The 18,428-nt window shown below is 61.2% G+C and carries 14 protein-coding genes; 6 read left to right on the top strand and 8 right to left on the bottom strand.

Features of this window, described 5'->3' with window-relative positions:
- Positions 1-219: 219 nt before the first annotated feature.
- The 3 genes from LDZ28_RS22270 to rtcA all read right to left on the bottom strand — a co-directional run bounded on the left by LDZ28_RS22270 (position 220) and on the right by rtcA (position 4,152).
- Entirely contained in the window at positions 220-870 is a 651-nt protein-coding gene (locus LDZ28_RS22270; RefSeq protein ID WP_244830765.1) for a hypothetical protein, read from the bottom strand.
- 223 nt (positions 871-1,093) lie between these two features.
- On the bottom strand, positions 1,094-2,863 hold the full coding sequence (locus LDZ28_RS22275; RefSeq protein ID WP_244830766.1) for a bifunctional alpha/beta hydrolase/class I SAM-dependent methyltransferase: 1,770 nt from the start codon (positions 2,861-2,863) through the stop codon (positions 1,094-1,096).
- Positions 2,864-3,126: 263 nt separating this feature from the next.
- Entirely contained in the window at positions 3,127-4,152 is a 1,026-nt protein-coding gene (rtcA, locus tag LDZ28_RS22280) for an RNA 3'-terminal phosphate cyclase (RefSeq protein ID WP_244830767.1), read from the bottom strand.
- A 254-nt stretch (positions 4,153-4,406) separates the two neighbouring features.
- Between rtcA and LDZ28_RS22285 the strand changes: the two genes are divergently transcribed.
- Positions 4,407-6,392, top strand: a complete 1,986-nt coding sequence (locus LDZ28_RS22285; RefSeq protein WP_244830768.1) for an MFS transporter — start codon at positions 4,407-4,409, stop codon at positions 6,390-6,392.
- A 3-nt stretch (positions 6,393-6,395) separates the two neighbouring features.
- Here the strand turns inward: LDZ28_RS22285 and LDZ28_RS22290 are convergent, their stop codons facing one another.
- Positions 6,396-7,547 (bottom strand): peptidyl-alpha-hydroxyglycine alpha-amidating lyase family protein, encoded by a 1,152-nt coding sequence (locus tag LDZ28_RS22290; RefSeq protein WP_244830769.1) that lies wholly within the window; start codon positions 7,545-7,547, stop codon positions 6,396-6,398.
- Positions 7,548-7,702: 155 nt separating this feature from the next.
- On the opposite strand from LDZ28_RS22290, the gene LDZ28_RS22295 reads away from it, so the two are divergent.
- Entirely contained in the window at positions 7,703-8,122 is a 420-nt protein-coding gene (locus tag LDZ28_RS22295) for a hypothetical protein (protein WP_244830770.1), read from the top strand.
- On the opposite strand, the gene LDZ28_RS22300 is transcribed toward LDZ28_RS22295, so the two are convergent.
- The gene (locus LDZ28_RS22300; RefSeq protein ID WP_244830771.1) at positions 8,117-9,085 is read right to left on the bottom strand and encodes a D-2-hydroxyacid dehydrogenase family protein; all 969 of its coding nucleotides are present in this window, start codon (positions 9,083-9,085) and stop codon (positions 8,117-8,119) included. The genes LDZ28_RS22295 and LDZ28_RS22300 overlap by 6 nt on opposite strands.
- Positions 9,086-9,242: 157 nt before the next feature.
- On the opposite strand from LDZ28_RS22300, the gene LDZ28_RS22305 reads away from it, so the two are divergent.
- Entirely contained in the window at positions 9,243-10,100 is an 858-nt protein-coding gene (locus LDZ28_RS22305) for a hypothetical protein (RefSeq protein ID WP_244830772.1), read from the top strand.
- A 136-nt stretch (positions 10,101-10,236) separates the two neighbouring features.
- Complete coding sequence (locus LDZ28_RS22310; RefSeq protein WP_244830774.1) at positions 10,237-11,592, top strand: TAXI family TRAP transporter solute-binding subunit; 1,356 nt, start codon at positions 10,237-10,239, stop codon at positions 11,590-11,592.
- 58 nt (positions 11,593-11,650) lie between these two features.
- On the opposite strand, the gene LDZ28_RS22315 is transcribed toward LDZ28_RS22310, so the two are convergent.
- Complete coding sequence (locus LDZ28_RS22315; protein ID WP_244830776.1) at positions 11,651-12,628, bottom strand: aldo/keto reductase; 978 nt, start codon at positions 12,626-12,628, stop codon at positions 11,651-11,653.
- Between the two features lie 247 nt (positions 12,629-12,875).
- Here LDZ28_RS22315 and LDZ28_RS22320 point away from each other — a divergent pair, with 247 nt between their 5' ends.
- Together LDZ28_RS22320 and LDZ28_RS22325 are read left to right on the top strand one after the other, a co-directional pair.
- Complete coding sequence (locus tag LDZ28_RS22320) at positions 12,876-13,841, top strand: LysR family transcriptional regulator (RefSeq protein WP_244830777.1); 966 nt, start codon at positions 12,876-12,878, stop codon at positions 13,839-13,841.
- A 120-nt stretch (positions 13,842-13,961) separates the two neighbouring features.
- Positions 13,962-14,816 (top strand): oxidoreductase, encoded by an 855-nt coding sequence (locus LDZ28_RS22325; protein WP_244830779.1) that lies wholly within the window; start codon positions 13,962-13,964, stop codon positions 14,814-14,816.
- A gap of 56 nt (positions 14,817-14,872) precedes the next feature.
- Here LDZ28_RS22325 and LDZ28_RS22330 read toward each other — a convergent pair whose 3' ends face one another.
- Entirely contained in the window at positions 14,873-15,775 is a 903-nt protein-coding gene (locus LDZ28_RS22330) for a transglutaminase family protein (protein WP_244830780.1), read from the bottom strand.
- Entirely contained in the window at positions 15,772-18,405 is a 2,634-nt protein-coding gene (locus LDZ28_RS22335) for a circularly permuted type 2 ATP-grasp protein (protein WP_244830782.1), read from the bottom strand. The genes LDZ28_RS22330 and LDZ28_RS22335 overlap by 4 nt, the downstream gene beginning before the upstream one ends.
- Positions 18,406-18,428: the final 23 nt, after the last annotated feature.

The raw sequence follows: 18,428 nt of genomic DNA on the forward strand, positions 1-18,428 counted from the left end.
CGTCTCCAAGATCCTCCTCCGGTGGCCTTCAATCACTGGATTGCCCAGCGCTTAGTGGCTGGGCTTTTTTGTGCGCTAAGCGAAATAGCTTGATTTCGTTTGTCTGGCGCGTGGGCTTTATTGCCAAGCGCGTGCCTTCTTAGCGTGTCACGGCAAGACGCGCTCGTACAGGTCGCAAGATATTCCCTAAAGTAATTCGATCAAGCGCCAAGCCGTGTCCTAGCCTTGAAGATTGCCCTCGCAGTCTGCCCAGTACCGTAAAGGATCGCGATGGAATGGATAATTCGAGTTAAGCCACGTCGACAGCCGTGTCCAATCGGGATGGTTAGTGCCACTTTGCGCGGACCAGGTCGACGATCTTTCGAGAATTTGACCGTTCGATCGATCGCGGACGAGCAAACTGCCCAGCCCATTTGAACCGTTGGTCTGCGATTCAACGGAATATCGCGGCAAGATTCGCAACTCGGCATCCTTGGCCCAACCAAACACGGCGCGCACCACGCCCGCCGGATCTCGCACTTCGATAGGACCGCTCTCCGGGCGAAGCGCCGACCATCCTTCAGGAAATTCCGTCACGATTTCGTGACCGCTTCCCCTCACCCATCTCAGGCGCCATGCTCGTGCCATCGCATCGCGCATGCGTGCGACCGATTCATAGCCAGCGGGCAACTTGACCGCCATCGGCAGCGTGATCAGGTTGTCTTTCCAGAGCTTGGCTTCTTCGTCGATGCGCTCGACAGGCTCGAACGCACCAGCTTCGAATGGATTCTCGGGCCGGCCGGATTTACGCTCGCTCGTGCTGGATTTCGGCAGACCTTCGAAGAGACGCTCGGCGTCGTCGCGGGTGAGCTTGGGTTTTCCTTTCTTCATTTGTCTCTCTGCGGCAAGGGGTCTTGTCTAGCGACGGTGCTTCATTCGCGCGCGGTTAAAAGCGCTCATGGCGTCATTGTGCACTGTTCGCTTGCACTAGCCCGTGAGGGAAGCTTAGGCGACGAGTTTACACAGCGCTCAAAGTCCGCTAAACGCCACCGCGATGCCAACAGTCACTCCACGCCAGCACGGAGCAGCGCAGCGATAGCGGCCGCCGCATCGCTCATTGCCTCGCTTCCCGCTGCGCAAGACTCACCGTGAAAATACCCATTTCATCGATACGCTGTTCCAGCTTGCGGAAACCTGCGCGCCTGACGAGTTCATCCATCTCGGCCTGCGAGCGACGCCGCATGACCCGGCTTGCCTCACCGCGATGAGTATTCGACGAACGCGCGATAAATTCGCGTCGCGGATGCCACGGCTGTGCCGTATAGACGAGATAACTGCCCGGCAGCACTGCTTGCGCAAGCGCATGCAGCGAGCGTTCGATCATCGCGTTGTCGCCGTAAAGCTCGTATAAACCCGCCGCGATGGCAAGCGTCGGACGGGGTTCGAGCGTGGTGAACGACCCTTCATCGAAGGCATCGGCTTGCTCGAAGTCGGCGATCGACTCGAGTCCCCGCCGTGCGATCGAAGCACGTCCCGCTTCGACATTGATCGCACTCACATCGCGCAGCACGATGCGATCGACGGTCACGTTGGCGTCGTCGGTTGAATTCGCGATCGCGTCGAGCACGTGGCGTCCATGCCCGGCCGCGACATCGACGAGACGCACGGGTGAGCCCTCACGAACCAGCCGCGCGATAGCCAGACCCAGGAGCGCTTCGATATGCGTCTTGCGCTGCCGCATACCCTTGCACCCTGGCGCATTCAAGTAAAAGCGATCGATGAGACGTCCCATGCCACCGCATCCACGCGCCTCGTTGCGGTAGACATAGTCGAGCGTCGCGTCCGAATCGAACCCAAGCGAAAGACCAAGCGCGATGCCTTCCGAAAGCGCACCGCCCGCCCTCAGCGCGAGCCGGTTCATCCACCAATAAAAACGTTCGAACGGCTTTGTTGGAGGCTTCAGCAGCGCCTCGTACTCGTCGCGGAATGGTCCGCGCTTGTTCGCGTGAACGAGTGATACACGCGGGCTGCGCGCATTGAATTCACGCAAGATAAATGCGCGCAATGGTTCCAGCGCCTTGGCGCGATCCCGCTCGCCTAGCGTATCGTGACGAAAACGCGGCAGCACGACGCGCTCTTTGCGAGCCGAACGCAGCCGCTCATAAAAAAGGTCCTGCGGCGCACGCTGCACGACCCGGTCCGCACCTGAAATCAACACTTGCGTAGGCGCGGTGATGGCAGCGGCATCGTCGACGATACGCTTCGACGTATCGTGCAGGTCCAGCAACATGTTGACGGCGATCGACCGCGTAATGAGCGGATCGGCCGCATAGCTCGCGATGCGTTCTATATCTTGCGTGAGCAGCTCGGGCCTCACTAGACTTTTCACATGGAACGAGCCGCGCAGCTTGTGCGCGAGCCGTAACCCAGCCCGCGCAAACGGTATATACCGTTTCATGCGAAATGCGGGCGATGCCAGCGCGAGACAGCGCACAGGCGGCGCGTAATCATGCACCCACGTCGCTGCAAGCACCGCACCGACGCTTTGCCCGACAACAGCGATGTCTTCCACGGCAATGCCGTGCGCATCACGGATATGATCGATGAAGCACTGCAGGTCACGCACCGACGCAGCCACGCTCGGGCTATATCCACGTGGCCCCGGCGACTTGCCATGTCCGCGCGCGTCCCATGCGAAGAAGGAGAAGTCACGCAACTTCAGCTCATCGACGAGATGCGCGACGCGTGCCGAATGTTCGTGTCCGCAATGCAGCAAGACGATTGCGCCACGACGACGCGATTTCGCCGCCGGCCAATGACGGTAGAAAAGCTTCTCACTGTCGTGCGTGATGAATTCGGACTCGTTGATTGTACGTTTGGTCATAGTGCTCTTTGACTTCGTGTTTGATTTGCTCGCAGATGCAAGTTCAATGCACCTGCTTCACTCCGGCGCTACCGCGCATGAAGACGTTTGTACGCGCCTGAAGTCTTCTTTCGCCGATGCTGCCCGTAAGGAGTCTGTCGATAGCGACGAGTGCCATGCGAATGAATAGTCACGGCGGTATCGACATAAAGAATGCCGCTCTTGCGCGAACAAGTGCGCCGCATTGTTGCTCGGGCATGTGAAGCGTTCACATGCCCCGGTGATCAGCGACGCATGACTTCGACGACCGATGCGGTCGCATCGTCGGCTTCATGGAACTCGAAGCGCACCGGCAGAAAGCGCTCGATGACTTCCGCATTCGTCCTTGCGTGCATCGATATTTTCTCGACCGTGAAGCGGCCGCCGCCCGCGAGCGCGAGTGGCAACAGGAGCTGATCGCCGAGATGCTCGCCAATGGCCGCAGCGGATGCCAAATAGCGATCCGCCATTCGAACCACGGTCTGCGCAACCTTATCCGCCGATACCGCGCGTTCGCCAAACGCCGTAAATACCTCGGTGACGCGCGCATGTTCGAGCGTGACGAGCAACGCGTTGCCCGGCCCCGGTTCGGCTTCCAGACCACGCACGAGCAACTGCGAGTCGTCCCATCCCATGCCGGGACGAACCACGTCGAGTTCATGTTGCGCAACGCCGGCGGGCGCCGCCGCGATAAAGCTCTCCGCATACGCGGTATCGAGCGCGCCACGCGACATCCACTCGCACGGACGCAAGCCCTTGCACGGCTGCACCGTGGCGACAATCTCTCCACCGCCGCCCGGATAGAAGCCGAAGCGCTTGAGCTCGATGTCGATGACCGCTCCCATGTCGCCCATCGCGCGACGCCATGCACGTTGCAGAAAATGCGCGGGCGGCGCCATCGGATTGTGTGTGCCGCCGCGTATACGCACGGTAGATGCTTTATCGGCGAATAAAAGCGCCGGCAGAATCGTTTGCAAGACGAGCGTGCAGCTTTCCGCCGTACCGATATCAAAGCTGTACTCGCCGCTCTTGATCGGCCCCGGCGCGAACATCAGCATCCGCGATCCGACTTCTGCTCCGGAACATTGCGCACCGGATATTGCTTGCGCTGCCGCCACCGCTAAGAGATGTCGATGCAACAGCCCTGGCTCACTTCGCCTTGCGCGGATATTCCCGATCCCGAAAGGCTGCCCCGTGAAAAGCGAAAGCGTGAGCGCCGTCCGTAAAACCTGGCCGCCACCTTCGCCGGCCGATCCATCCAGTTCAATCATTTGCTTGTTACTTGGTATTTAGAATTCGTTCCGAAACCCCGGCGGCACGCATTCTCCGCTGTCGGAGCGTGATTCTGCAACCCTCCGTGCGCGCGACAACCTTTGGTCTTGCGTGCAACATACAGCACGCCGGTACACAAAATGCAAAACACTAAGCCATGCGCACAAAAATAGACTAATCTCCATCTGGCGCAACGGCCCGTACCGCATCGTCCAGCCAGCAAGCGCCCGCGCCCCGACGCCAGGAGACGCCCATGAACGACGCCTCACGCCCCGCCGCCTCCGACTCGGGCAACCTCGAGCAAGCCACCAACCTCCCCATGGAGCCGCGCGTTCAGAAGATCGTCGTGGCGATACACGGCATCGGCAATCAACTGCACAGCGATACCGTGCGTTCGGTCGCGAGCCAGTTCGGCGCACGCTACGATCCGCCATTGCCCGTCATGCCGTTGGGATACTTCGATATTGCAGGTGTCGGCGAAGTGGATGTCCGCCAGCTCGATCTGCCGCAAGGCGGTCCTTATACCGCCGAGCAGCGCGAGTTCTATTCCGCGCTTGGCTTCGCGGAAGTGTATTGGGCCGACATCCCGCGCGAAGTGGTCAAACAGGACGACACGCTCGAAGAGAGCAAGGCCTGGGGGTTGTCCATCGTGAGCCGCGCGCAGGCGGCATACATGCTGACCGTCGCGGATCGCAAGCTGGAGCCAGCCGATTTCTCGCTCGCCGCGGGTGTGGTGGAGGAAGTGGTCGAAACCGTCGCCATCATGCAGAGCCTGCTTGCCGTGACCGAGAAGGCCGGCATCTTCAAGTTCGATCTAGCGCCCGTGCTGCGCGACTATGTGGGCGACGTGCAGCTTGTCGCGGATTTCAAGCAGCATCGCGACACCATCGTGTTCCGGTTTCATCGCGTTATGGAGCGTCTCGTCGCGCTCGTCACCGAGCGCTGTCAGTGTCCGCCCGAGGTGTATATCGTCGCGCACAGCGAAGGTACGGTGATCAGTTTTCTGGGCATTCTGCAGGCGCTTTCCGCTCCGACGGCAGCGGACCCCAAAGACCACAAGCAAGTCATCGATACGAGCTGGGTGCAGAGTCTGCGCGGCTTCATGACGATCGGTTCACCCATCGACAAACACATCCTCTTGTGGCCAAGACTCTGGGACGGCATGCAACTTCGAAGCGAAGTGCAAGGAGAGTGCATCACGCAAGTCGATCGTCCGGGTGGGCCATTGACACTACCCTCGCGTATCCGCTGGCGCAACTACTATGACTTCGGCGATCCGGTCGGCTTCGCGCTCGATACCGCCCGCGACTTTCTGCAACAGCGCGGCTGCGAGGCTTTCGAGTTCGATGCAGACAAGCACGACATCGGCTTCTCGCGCTATTGGCTGCCGGGCAAGGCGCATACGGATTACTGGACGGACTCGAATGTCTTCGGCCATTTCATCGAAGACGTGGTGCTGCGCAAGAACACCGCGAAGGCGCCGGGCAATCTGCCGTTACGCGGCATGGTCGGCACGGCGATTCCTTATCTGCTTAGCTTCGCGCTTCATCTCATGGCCGTGTTCTTCATCTACAAGGCAGTCACGGCCACCTCAGGTGCGGGCGGCGCGAGCACGGCGCCAGCGTTTATATACCTGACGCGCTCGGTGTTCGCGCTCGCGTGTCTTCTGATGGGCACGACGGTGGCCGCGCGCATACCGCGGCTCGTCAAGGCGAGCGGCGCCACGCATCCGGTTGCACGGCTACGTTGGCGTCTCGTCGCGCTTGCTGCGTTCGTCGCGGGCGTCGCCATTTTCTGGCTCGTGATCCTGAATGGCGTTGCCGAGTTCCTCGCGAGTCCAGTCACGCATGATGGCGATGCGCCCAGCGCGCTCACTGGGAAAATCATGTTCACCCTGGCCGCGCTGATCGTCGCACTGACGGGATGGTTCGCGCCGCGCAAACCGCGATGGGGACGCCGCGTGCTCGTCGCAGCGGGCACGTTGATGACAATCCTCATCGTCGGCGTGCGACTCTGGGGCGACCTCGCAAACAAGCCGTTATGGCCCGTCGTGATCGGTGCGCTGCTGTTTCTCTACGCGTGGTGGCTGGCCATTCTGATATTCGATCTCGCCTTCGTATGGCATCGCTATGTACGCAACTCAGTCGCGCTCGATACGCTGCGCGCATGGCGTGAAACCGGCAAGGACCCGCTGCCCAAACCGATCATGTCGATGCGGGGCAAGCAAAACCGAGCGTAGCGTCTATGCATGAAGCACGAGCTTCTGCACGCGCCAGTTGAGCAGTTCCGCGACGAAGAGCGTGTTCTCCGATGGACACGCCATCTCGTGAATCCAGCCGAACTGCTTCAACTGCTTGCCGGCACGGCCAAGCACGCCGAGCAGCTTGCCGTCGAGCGAGAGCTTGTAGATGCGGCCTGGAAAGGCATCGGCGCTATAGAGCACCTGGTTCGGTCCCGGTGAGATGCAGATGGCCCAGGGCGATCCGGGCGCGAAAGTGCCCGCCGCAATCGCGGCTTCATCCGGCATGTTGCCAATTGCAGGACGCGCATCCGGCGGTACGGGTACGTCGATCGTGAATTGACGCTGAAAGTTGCCTTCCGTGTCGAAGACCTGAATGCGACGGTTGCTGCGATCGGCAACGTACACCATGTTGTTTGCGTCGACGGCAATGCTGTGCGGCGTATGAAACTGCCCCGGCGCCTTGCCGCGCTCGCCCCACGACTTGATCCAGTTGCCGTCGTTATCGACCTTCGCCACGCGCGAGTTGATATAACCATCGCTTATATAAGTGTTGCCTGCCGTGTCCCACGCGACGTCGGTCACTTGCCTGAAGCGTCCCGGCTCCGAAGCCAGCGGCGGGTTCGGATGCTTGAGCGGCGCGGTTTCTTCGTCCGCTGCTTCCTGCTTGCGGCCGAACACCATCGCCACGCGTCCTTCAGGCGTGAACTTGATGATCATGTCCGAGCCTTTATCCGTCACCCAGATGTTGTCGTGCCGGTCGATCTTGACCGTATGCGCGAACGACCACGCATAGAGGTTGTGGCCGATCTCGCGCACGAAGCGGCCATTGCGATCAAACTCCAGGAGTTGCGCGGCCGCCGCGCCATACGCGGGACCTGTGCTGTTACCGCGCGAAAGAACGAAGATGTGCCCCGCCGAATTGACCGCAACGCCCGAGCATTCGCCGAGGTACATGTCGGTCGGCAAGCGCACGGGATCAGGTATGGAGTCGAATGACAGAGATGGCACACTGTCGTCTGCATAAGCAAGATGCGGGAACAGTGCGAGCGCCGCTGCGCTCTGCGTGGCCATCGCGAGAAAGCGACGGCGGCTTGCGACGCCCGGCTGCATGACTTCGCAGCATGGGCAGAACATCGAGTGCTGAAGGCTCATCGTTACCCTCCTCTTGTTCGTCGCCTGCATGGACGGGCATCGTCGCTTCAAGCTTCCGACGATGCGAGAGGAAGTGTAGTGTATTTGAAGCGAGACGCGCACGCAGTTCGCGCAACGGCTTTCGAATCTGAAAGGACTAAACGGAGAAGCGCATCATGAGCGATGCATGGCAATATCAGGTAAGAATCAGGCTCGCGCCGGACTATGCGACGAAGGCTCGCCAAAACATGGATGACGTTGCGCTCGCGCCGCTCGCTTCGCTATTGCGAACGCATGACGCTGAGTTGCAATGTCAGTTCGATGCCTTCGCGGGCTACGTCGCCGAAGCGGAACGCGAGGGAACGGAACACTATCCGCTCTATCAATGGACGCGCGACACCATTGAAGATCCGGTGAAGAAGGCCAAGTACATCGAGTGGTTCACCTTCCATGTGCAAGGGCAAGAGGTCTATGACAAGCCGCTCGCCGATGCACTCGAAGCCGACCTGACCGCGCTGAACAGCGAAGCGATCAGCGAGATCAGAAAGATCGATACGAACCCTGCACGCAATCCGCAGCCGCCGAAGCAATCATGACTGCGCCTTGGTTGCATCCATCCATTCGACGATATTGCGCACCGTGTCTTTGTAGAACGTGCGATACAACTCTTCCGTGACATAGCCGATATGCGGCGTTGCAAGCACGTTTTGCAGCGAGCGCAGTGGATCGTCCGCGGCGAGCGGTTCTTCGTCATACACGTCGAGCCCCGCGCCGGCGATTCGCTTCGACGTGAGTGCATCGAGCAAGGCGGCATGATCGACGATAGGCCCGCGCGACGTATTCACGAGCCGCGCCGTCGGCTTCATCAGCGCGAATTCAGGCGCGCTCACGAGATGCCGCGTGCGCTCCGATAGCCGCAAGTGAATGGACACCAGGTCCGACGTGCGAAAGAGCGCTTCCTTATCGACGCGTTGCATACCCTTCTCCTGCGCGCGTTCCTCGGTAAGGTTCTGGCTCCACGCGATCACGTTCATGCCAAACGCGCGGCCGATCACGCCGACTGCCGAACCAATACGCCCGAGACCCAGAAGCCCGAGCGTCTTGCCCGCGAGTTCGGTGCCGAGGCCAACCTGCCATCCGCCGCTTTGCAACGAACGATTCTCGGCGGGAATGTTGCGCATCGTTGCGAGGATGAGCGCCCAGGTGAACTCGATAGTGGCCGTCGACGAGTAACCCGTGTGCCTGACCTCGACGCCACGGTCGCCAGCTGCGTCGAGATCGATGGATGCATTCGCCGCACCCGTCGATGCGATCAGCTTGAGCCTTGGCAAATGCTCGATGATGTCGCGCGTGAGCGGCGTGCGCTCGCGCATGGCGCAGATGACATCGAAGGGTTCGAGGCGCTTGAGCAAGGCATCGCGCTCGGCGATGTGATCGTTGAAGACGGTGATCTCGGCGCGGCCTTCGAGCGGCGACCAGTCTGCGAGCTTGAGTGCGACATTTTGGTAGTCGTCGAGTATGGCGATGCGGATCGAAGAAGAAGTAGACGCGATAGACATGATGAATGGCTCTGCTGCTAACGAAGAGGCCCTAGTGTGACGCAAAGCGCGATTTCGCGTCGGCGCGACATCTCGTGAAATAAGTTCGGAAGAGACCGCGCGAGACGTTTTCCCTATAGTGATCTGCATCGCCACCCACGAATCGAAGGGACATCCCGTGAAAAGCAGATCAGACATCACCGTATCGAACCCATCCGGCACGCATGCGACTGCTCGCGCGCTGCGTCATGTACTCGTGATTGTCACCACCGCGGCGCTCGCATTTGCAAGCAGCTCGGCCTTCGCGGGCTGGACACGCTCAGGCTCCGCCTACACCGGCCGTGGCGAATATAACGGCGCGCACGCGGGTTCATGCGGTGGCGGCAGTTGCTCGCATGCCGGCGGCTATATGAATCCGTGGGGCGGCGTGGCGACCAACACCGGCACGGTCACGCGAACCGGCACGGGGCAGTTCGCGAACTCGGGCACCGCCGTGGGTCCGGAAGGACGATCCGTGCAGCACTCCGGCGATACGAACTGCGCGGGCGGCAGCTGCAATCACACCGGCAACATGACTACGCCGAACGGCAAGACCACCACCACCGACAGCACCGTCACGCGCAACGGCGTCGGCCAGTACTCATCGACGGGGTCGATGACCGGACCCAATGGCAACACCTCGACGCATAACGCATCCACGAATTGCGCGGGCTACACCTGCAATCGCTCGGGCACGGTGAACACCGCGAGCGGCGGCAGCGTAACGCACTCAGGAAGCGCTACGAGCGTCGCGCCGGGCGTCGTGGTGACATCGGGTACGTCGGGTGCTTATGTGGCCAGCAGCGGCTCGCATGGCGCCACCGTGGTCACGGGTAGCACCGTGACGGCCAGCACGACGACGGTGATCGCAGCGCCCGTCGTCGCGACTCCGCCGCCGCCCGCAGCGACGGTTTATGTCGCACCGGCGCCGCGCCCTGCCGTGTGGGTTCCCGCGCACTGGGTCGGCAGATTCTGGGTGCCCGCGCATTGGGCGTGATGCGGCGAGCATGACGGGCATGACGGGCATGCCTTACCGCCTGTAAGCGGTACACTGCAGGTCAACGCCGCTCATCAACGAGACTCGCCATGGTCAATCATGCCTGTGCTTGCCGGACCTTCAGGGTCGCTCACTCATGAAGCGGCAAGACGCGAAGCGCCCGTATCTGCCACACGAACATACGCATAGCGTGCTGCACGATCTCACCTGGACTGCCGGGCCTGTCGTGCTTGCGCTTGCCATCGCCGGGGCGCTGGTCTTCTGGCTCCTCGATCCCGCGCCGCCTCGCACCATCACCATAAGCGCGGGACAAACCGACAGCTCGTTCTACTATTACGCCGAAGAGTACGCGAAGATCCTCGCGAGAAACGGCGTCACGCTCAAGGTAATGCCATCGGATGGCTCGGTGCAGAACCTGCATCGTCTGCTCGATCCGAAGGAGAGAATCGATCTCGCGCTCGTGCAGGGTGGCGTGGCGAGCAAGGAGCATGCGTCATCGTTGATATCGCTCGGCAGCGTGTCGTATGTCCCGCTCGTCGTGTTCTATCGCGGCAAGGGGCTGACGCAGCTTTCTCAACTCGAAGGCAAGCGCATTGCAATCGGCCGTGAAGGCAGCGGCACGCGCATGCTGTCGCTCAAGCTGCTCGAAGCGAATGGCATCAGACCAGGTGGAAGCACGGAGCTATTTGCAACAGACGGCCTGGACGCGGCCACGCAACTCGTCAGCAATCAGGTCGATGCCGTCTTTCTAAGCGGCGATTCCGCCACACGCGCACTCATGCTGCGCATTTTGAAAGTACCGGGCGTCTCGGTAATGGACTTTCAGGAAGCGCGGGCTTATACGCGTGTTTTTCCCTATCTCGATGAGATCGACCTGCCGCCAGGCGTGCTCGATCTGGGCCGTCGCGTGCCGTCCGAGACCGTGCATCTGGTTGCGCCAACCGTCGAACTCGTCGCGCGTCCAACGCTGCATCCTGCCCTATCCGATCTATTGATCGAAGCCGCGCAGGAAGTGCATGGCAAGCCCGGGCTCTTGCAACGCGGCGGACAGTTTCCGAATTTTGTCGCGCATGAGTTTCCGATCAGCGAGGACGCCAACCGTTATTACCATTCCGGCAAGGGCTTCTTTTACCGCGTGCTGCCGTTCTGGCTTGCGAATATCGCGGATCGCGCGCTCGTGTTGTTGCTGCCCGTGGCGGTGCTGATTTTTCCGGCGCTGCGGATCGTGCCAGGCTTGTATCGATGGCGCGTGAGGTCGCGAATCTATCGTTACTACGGCGCGCTGCTGGCCGTTGAACGCGGCGCCATGCGAATGTCGAACGATGAAGAGCGCAAGGGCCTGCTGGTCGAACTCGATTACATCGAGGAGTCGTTGAACACGCTCAAAGTGCCGCTTGCGTATGCGGATGCGCTTTACGTTTTGCGCGAACATATCGGCTTCGTCAGGTCGCGGCTTTCGGCCGTCACGCGAAAAGCCGCGAGCGAGGTTTAGCAGCCTCGACGATGGCTGCGTCATCTCATGGACAACGCAGCCATTGACGCCGAAACGCTTACTTGAACCCGGCCACCGCGTGCGGTACGTAAGGCTTTTCGAGTTGCGCGATTTCCTCGTCGGTCAGGTTCAATTCGAGCGCAGCAACCGCATCGTCGATATGTCCCACCTTGGACGCACCGATGATCGGCGCACTCACAGGCGTCTTCTGTGCAACCCAAGCCAATGCAACCTGCGCACGCGGTACTCCACGCGCTTGAGCGACGGCGGCAACGGCTTCGACCACTGCACGGTCCGCATCGTCCGTTCGATACAGCGTGCTGCCGAATGCATCCGACTCTTGTCTTGCGCTCGTCGCATCCCAGTCCCGCGTCAGGCGTCCTCGTGCAAGCGGACTCCACGGCAATACGCCGATGCCCTGATCCACGCAAAGCGGCAGCATCTCCCGCTCTTCTTCGCGATACAGCAGGTTCAAGTGGTTCTGCATCGTCTTGAACTCGGTCCATCCTTTGGCACGCGAAAGATAGAGCGACTTGCTGAACTGCCACGCATACATTGAAGACGCACCGATATAACGCGCCTTGCCCGCCTTGACGACATCATGCAGCGCTTCGAGGGTTTCCTCAATCGGGGTCGTGTAATCCCATCGATGAATCTGGTAGAGATCGACGTAATCCGTTCCGAGTCTGCGCAAGCTGTTATCGATCTCGTTGAAGATAGCCTTGCGCGACAAGCCGCCACCGTTCGCACCGGGACGCATGCGATTGAAGACCTTCGTTGCAATGACGATATCGTCGCGTCGCGTGAAATCGCGCAATGCGCGGCCGACAATCTCTTCCGATGTGCCATCCGAATAAGTATTGGCGGTATCGAAGAAGTTGATGCCCGCGTCCAGCGCGTGCTGAATGATCGGGCGGCTCTTTTCTTCGTCGAGCGTCCATGGATGCGTGCCGCGCTCCGGCACACCGAACGTCATGCAGCCGAGACACAGGCGCGAGACCTCGAGTCCGGTCGAGCCCAGTTTCACGTATTCCATCGTGTGATTCTCCATTCAAGGCGAACAAGCGTGTAGGCAACCAAGCCCTCTACCTTAGCGCATGCAGCCCCGGCGCGCTTTCAGCCAGCCTTAAAAGCCTGCATGGCAATTCGCGCTTGACGCATCCCTTCACTCCTGCCGGTAGCGTCCGCTGCTGCTAACATGCCCTGCTTCGAAGCGCCTTTATCAGATGTTCAAGCTCGCGTGCTTGCAAGGAAGCGCCGATATTCGTTCGAGGAATGCGTGCATGCATCAGGATCAGCTGGACGGCATCATGACGTTCGTCGCGGTAGCCGAGGAAAAGGGCTTTTCCGCCGCTGCCGTGCGGCTTGGCGTGTCGCCTTCCGCCGTAAGTCAGGCTATTCGCACACTTGAGAAGCGCGTGGGCCTCGCGTTGTTCTCGCGCAATACGCGCGGCGTGAGCCTTACCGAAGCCGGAGAAAAATTCTTCGAACGCGTCTTGCCCGCAATGCGCGAACTCGCGCTCGCTTCGGAAGAACTCGGCGCGGCGGCCGAACGACCGTCCGGAACCTTGCGCATAACGGTGGCGCGCTCGGGTCATATGATCGTGCTGCAGCCCGTGTTACGCCGCTTTCTCGATCGTTATCCGGAGATTCGCGTCGACCTGTGCATCGACAATTCGCTCGTCGATATCGTGGCGCGCGGCTTCGACGCGGGCATTCGTTTTGGCGATCGTGTCGAGCGCGATATGGTGGCCGTACGGATCGGGCCGCCCATCGAAGCGCATATCGTCGCGTCGCCTGACTATCTTGCACGGCGCGGCGTTCCGAAGCATCCGCATGATCTGGCGGCGCACGACTGTATAAGCTTTCGTCTGATCAGCACCGGACAGATCGAGCGCTGGAGCTTCAGGAAGAATGGCGAATCGCTCGATCTCGTCGTGACAGGTCGGCTCATTCTCAATGACTCGGCTGCGCTCGTGCAATCGGCGCTGGATGGCATCGGCATCGCTTATATGATCAATGGTTATATCGAGCGATTCATCGAGGAAGGTCGGCTCGTGCGCCTCCTCGCCGACTGGAGCCCGCCACTGCCCGGCTATACGCTGTACTACCCGGACCGCCGTCATGTCGCGCCGAAGCTGCGCGCCTTCATCGACTTTCTTCGCGATGAGCGTGACGGGCTCGCGACTTCGCAGCAAGACATCGAACATAGGCCAAGCGTCGATATGCTGATTCGTCCGGCGCTTTGAAGTCTTTGTCTGTCAGCGGCGCTTATAAGGGCTTGAATCTCCAGACGCTGTCGCACAAGCGGGGAATGGATCATGCTCGCGAATTGCTCATGAATAACGTTTTTTAACGGAGAATCGCACATGGCAACGACCGCTGACAAACCCGTCTGGTTCATTACCGGATGTTCGACCGGCTTCGGCCGTGAACTCGCCGCCAAGACCTTGGGCCTCGGCTACCCGACCGTGATCACCGCGCGCAACGTCGCGGCCGTCGAAGATCTTGCAAAGGAGTACGGCGATCTGGCGCTTGCGCTCACGCTCGATGTCACCGACCCTGCTCAGGTCAAAGCCGCAGTGCGCGATGCGACGGCCAAGTTCGGCCGCATCGACGTGCTCGTGAATAACGCGGGCATCGGCTACTTCGGCTCGCTGGAAGAAAGCGAAAGCGAAGAAGTGCGCAAGATGTTTGAAATCAACGTCTGGGGCTTGGTCGATATGACCCAAGCCGTGCTACCGGGCATGCGCGCGAAAAAGAGCGGGACCATCGTGAATATTTCGTCGGTCGGCGGGATCATCGCGTTCCCGGGTATCAGCTTCTATCATGCGACGAAGTTCGCGGTCGAAGGCTTGTCGGAATCACTGTCGCAAGAAGTAAAGCCGCTCGGCATCAAGGTGCTCATCGTCGAGCCGGGACCGTTTCGCACCGACTGGGCGGGCCGCTCGGCGAATCAGGCGCCGCATACCATCGACGATTACGCCGAGACCGCGAAGGCGCGCGTCGATATGGTGCGCAACTACAGCGGCAAGCAGCCGGGCGATCCGGTGCGTGCCGCCGAAGCGATCATCAAGGCGGTCGAAAGCGACAATCCGCCGTTGCGGCTCTTGCTCGGCAAGGCCGCGCTCACCAACGCGCGCCTGAAAGTCGAAGCCCTGCGCAAGGACTTCGATGGCTGGGAAGCGGTGACGCTGGGCGCGGACTTCCCGGAAGGCGAATGAGTGCGCTGATGAATAGGGCATTCTGCATGCGGTCTGTTGAATGCAAAATGCCAGACTTACAACGCCAGCACGTTCACCGCCACGTCTATGTGGTGCGACCCGCCGCCGAGGATCATCCCGCGCAATAACGACACGTCCGTGTAGTCACGCCCCGTGGAGAGCGTGATGTGATCGAGATCCGCCAGCACGTCGTTGGTCGGATCGAGATCGACCCAGCCGCTCTGCGGGCAATGCACTGAAACCCATGCATGCGAGGCATCCGCGCCGATCAGCCGGGTCTGGCCCGGCGGCGGGTCGTTGCGCAAGTAACCGCTCACGTAGCGCGCCGGCAAGCCGAGCGAGCGCAGGCAACCGATCATCACCTGCGCGAAGTCCTGGCATACGCCGTGACCCAAGTCGAAGGCGCGCGTGGCGGGTGTATCGAACGCAGTCGACGACGGGCGGTATTCAAAATCCGCATGAATGCGATGCATTAGATCGATTGCACCCACGACGAGCGGTGTGTCGGCCTCGAAGCTCTGTGCGCCGTACTCGCGCAACGCCTGATCGAGCGCGATGTTCGGCGACGCATAGCAAAACTCGCTCTCCGCGTAGAACCGCGCGCCCGCGTGGTATTGCAGGCGTTGCACGACCTTTTCCCACGGCGGCGTTTCGGCGGGATCGAACGCATTCCAGCGCGGCACGAGCCGCACCGTGGTCTCGCTCGTCATCGAAAGACGCTCGTGCGGCGCATCGAGCGAAAAGTACAGCACGTCGTTGCCGAACGCATCGACGCGGCTGTGCACATAGGACGGCACCGGCTCGATCCGCTCCGTGTGCGCGATCACCTGCTGCCACGGGCAATGCAATGGGCGAATTACCGCGAGATGCTGCGCGATCTCGACAGGCGTCGAATAACGATACGTGGTGCGATGCGTGACCGCGAGCGTCGTGGCTTCGGGGTTGCTGGATACGGTCATGAAGATACCTGCGAGGCCAGCGTGTTCGCATGGCTGAAGTAACGCGCGCTTACCTCGTTCGAAGCCACGCCCACGGCGCTCACGAGCCGGTCGCACAGTTCGATCAGATTGGCGAAGCGGCCGTCTTCGTCCGTCTCGCACAGCGACTCGAGACTCGGAAATGATTCTGCATGCGGCATGATGAATGCAAAATGCGTTCGACGCGCGCCGCCCGCCGCCGCCGCGATTTCATCGAGCTTTTTGCGCAAGCGGACATACACGCCGACGAGGCCGCGCGGATTGGTTTCATCCAGCACGATCATGTCGATGAGCGCCGGCACTTCCAGCCGTCCCGGATAGCGCGATCGATACGTCAACGTGCTGTCGAAAAGCTGCAGCAACAAGTCGAAGCCTGCCGGTGTGGTCAACGTGCCGTGCTCAGCAGCCACGCGCACGAAGCTCGCCATGTTCGCGACGCGTTCGATATGCCGGCCAATGAAGAGCAGCCGCCACGCTTCGTCGCGCGTCATGCGGTCGCCTTGCGCACCGCTGATGGCGGATAGCTGCGTAGCCAGATGTTCGAGCGCATTCGCGAGCATTACGCGGTCGTAGTGCCTGCTGACCGGTGGCGCGGACTCGCCGCTTCCGCTCGCATTCGGACTTCCGCTCGCCGAAGGCAGCGCAAGCCGCGCGAGGGCATCGCGGAAATCGTTGCGCGACGCGAGAATGTTGCGCCAGTGATCGTTGGAAAGACGGTCGCGAATTTCGCCCGAGGCGCGCGCCTGATCCGCGAGATTGCCGCCAATGCTCGTCGACCGGTTTGCAAGACCCATCACCAATGCGCGCTCGAAGGCTTGCGGCGAACTGCGCGCGGGCGTATCGATCGATGGAATCAGGCCGCATTGCGCCGCGAAGTCGGCAAGCGTCGGGAACAGATCGCCGTTGTCGTTGACTTCGAGCGTGCCCAAAAGCAGGCGGCACAGGCGCACGTTGTTCTCCGAGCGCTCGCTGTAGCGGCCCGCCCAAAAAAGATTTTCCGCCGCGCGGCTCGACACCGTGCGGCGCGCGCGCACGTCCCCCGGTTTCATTGGCGAAGGCAACAGCGATGCGGCCGGCACCGGTTGACTCGACAGCACCCACGTATCCACGCTGCTGCCGCCGAACTGCATGGACACCGTGGCACGCCGGTCGGCGGCAAGCCGCGTGAAGCCGCCCGGCACGACGCTGAAGCCGCCGTCGATGTTCGCAATGGCATACACGCGCAGCACGCAGGGACGCGAACCCAATGCGCCATCATTGAAACGCGGTGCGTTCGAAAACTGCAGGTTCTCCTGCACGGTGAAAACATCCGGCGAGCGTTCAATCCGTTCGCGCCATTCCGCCAGGTCCTGCACGCCCGCGTCGATGCCCGGCGGATGGTCGGTTTGCGCGCCCGGCCACGTCGGCGCGAGCAACGCTCGGTCCAGTTGCTCGAATGCTTCCTCGCGCGCGGCGGGCTCGCCGCACCACCACGTCGGCACGGTCGGCAAGTCGAGCGACTCATCGAGCAAGGCATCGGCGATACCCGGCAGGAATGCATTGAGCGCGGGAGATTCGGTGAAGCCGGCGCCCGGCACGTTGGACACCATCACGTTGCCCGCGCGCATAACCTGCAGCAGTCCCGGCACGCCAATGGTCGAGTCTCCGCGCAACTCGACTGGATCACAGAATGCATCGTCGAGCCGCCGTAATATTGCATGCACTCTCGACAAACCCGCGAGGGTCTTGAGATAGAGCTTGTCGTGCCGCACCGTCAGATCCTTGCCTTCCACGAGCGTCACGCCCAGATAGCGCGCAAGGAACACGTGCTCGAAGTAAGTCTCGCTGAATGGTCCTGGACTCAAAAGCGCGATATGCGGTGCATCGGGAGAAGTCTCTTCGTGTTCGCCATCGTCGTCGCGCATGGTGGCGCGTGCGGCGCGTGCGAGCGTCGCGATGAGTTGCGCATAAGCGGGCGCGAGACGGCTCACACGCATGGCGCGAAACGGATCGGCAAATAGACTCGCGACGATGAGCCGGTTTTCGAGCGCATAACCGAGGCCGGAAGGCGCCTCGGTCCGATGCGCCATGACCGTCCATGTGCCCTTTGGCGTGCGCGCGAGATCGACCGCGACGATCTGCAGAAAGCGCCCGCCAGGCGGTACGTAGCCCTTCACGGGACGCAGATAGCCAGGATGTCCGAACACGAGCGCGGTGGGCAAGAGACCACGATGCAGCAGCGTCTGCGGGCCGTAGATATCGGCCATGATCGCTTCCATGAGACGCGCGCGCTGAGCGACGCCGCGCTCGATCACGGCCCACTCTTCTTCGTCGATCAGAAGCGGCAGCAGGTCGAGCGACCACGCGCGCGGCTCGCCGTTATCGGCATAGACGTTGTACGTGATGTCGTTGTCGCGAATCTGCTGCGCAACGGCGGCCACGCCTTCATCCAGATGCTCGATACCGTCTTCACCGAGCAATTCGAAAAACTGGCGCCAGGGCTCGCGCAACTGGCCGGAAGAATCGCGCAATTCGTCCCAGTGCCCTTCGCGCGCCGGCAAGGTGCGCATCAGCGCGAGTGCGTCGACACGCGCACCGGACGTGTCGAAGGGCAAGGTCGATTGAAACGGCAAGATCGTCTGGTTCCGTGAATGAG

The organism is Caballeronia sp. TF1N1 (assembly GCF_022878925.1).
Taxonomy (GTDB): Bacteria; Pseudomonadota; Gammaproteobacteria; order Burkholderiales; family Burkholderiaceae; genus Caballeronia.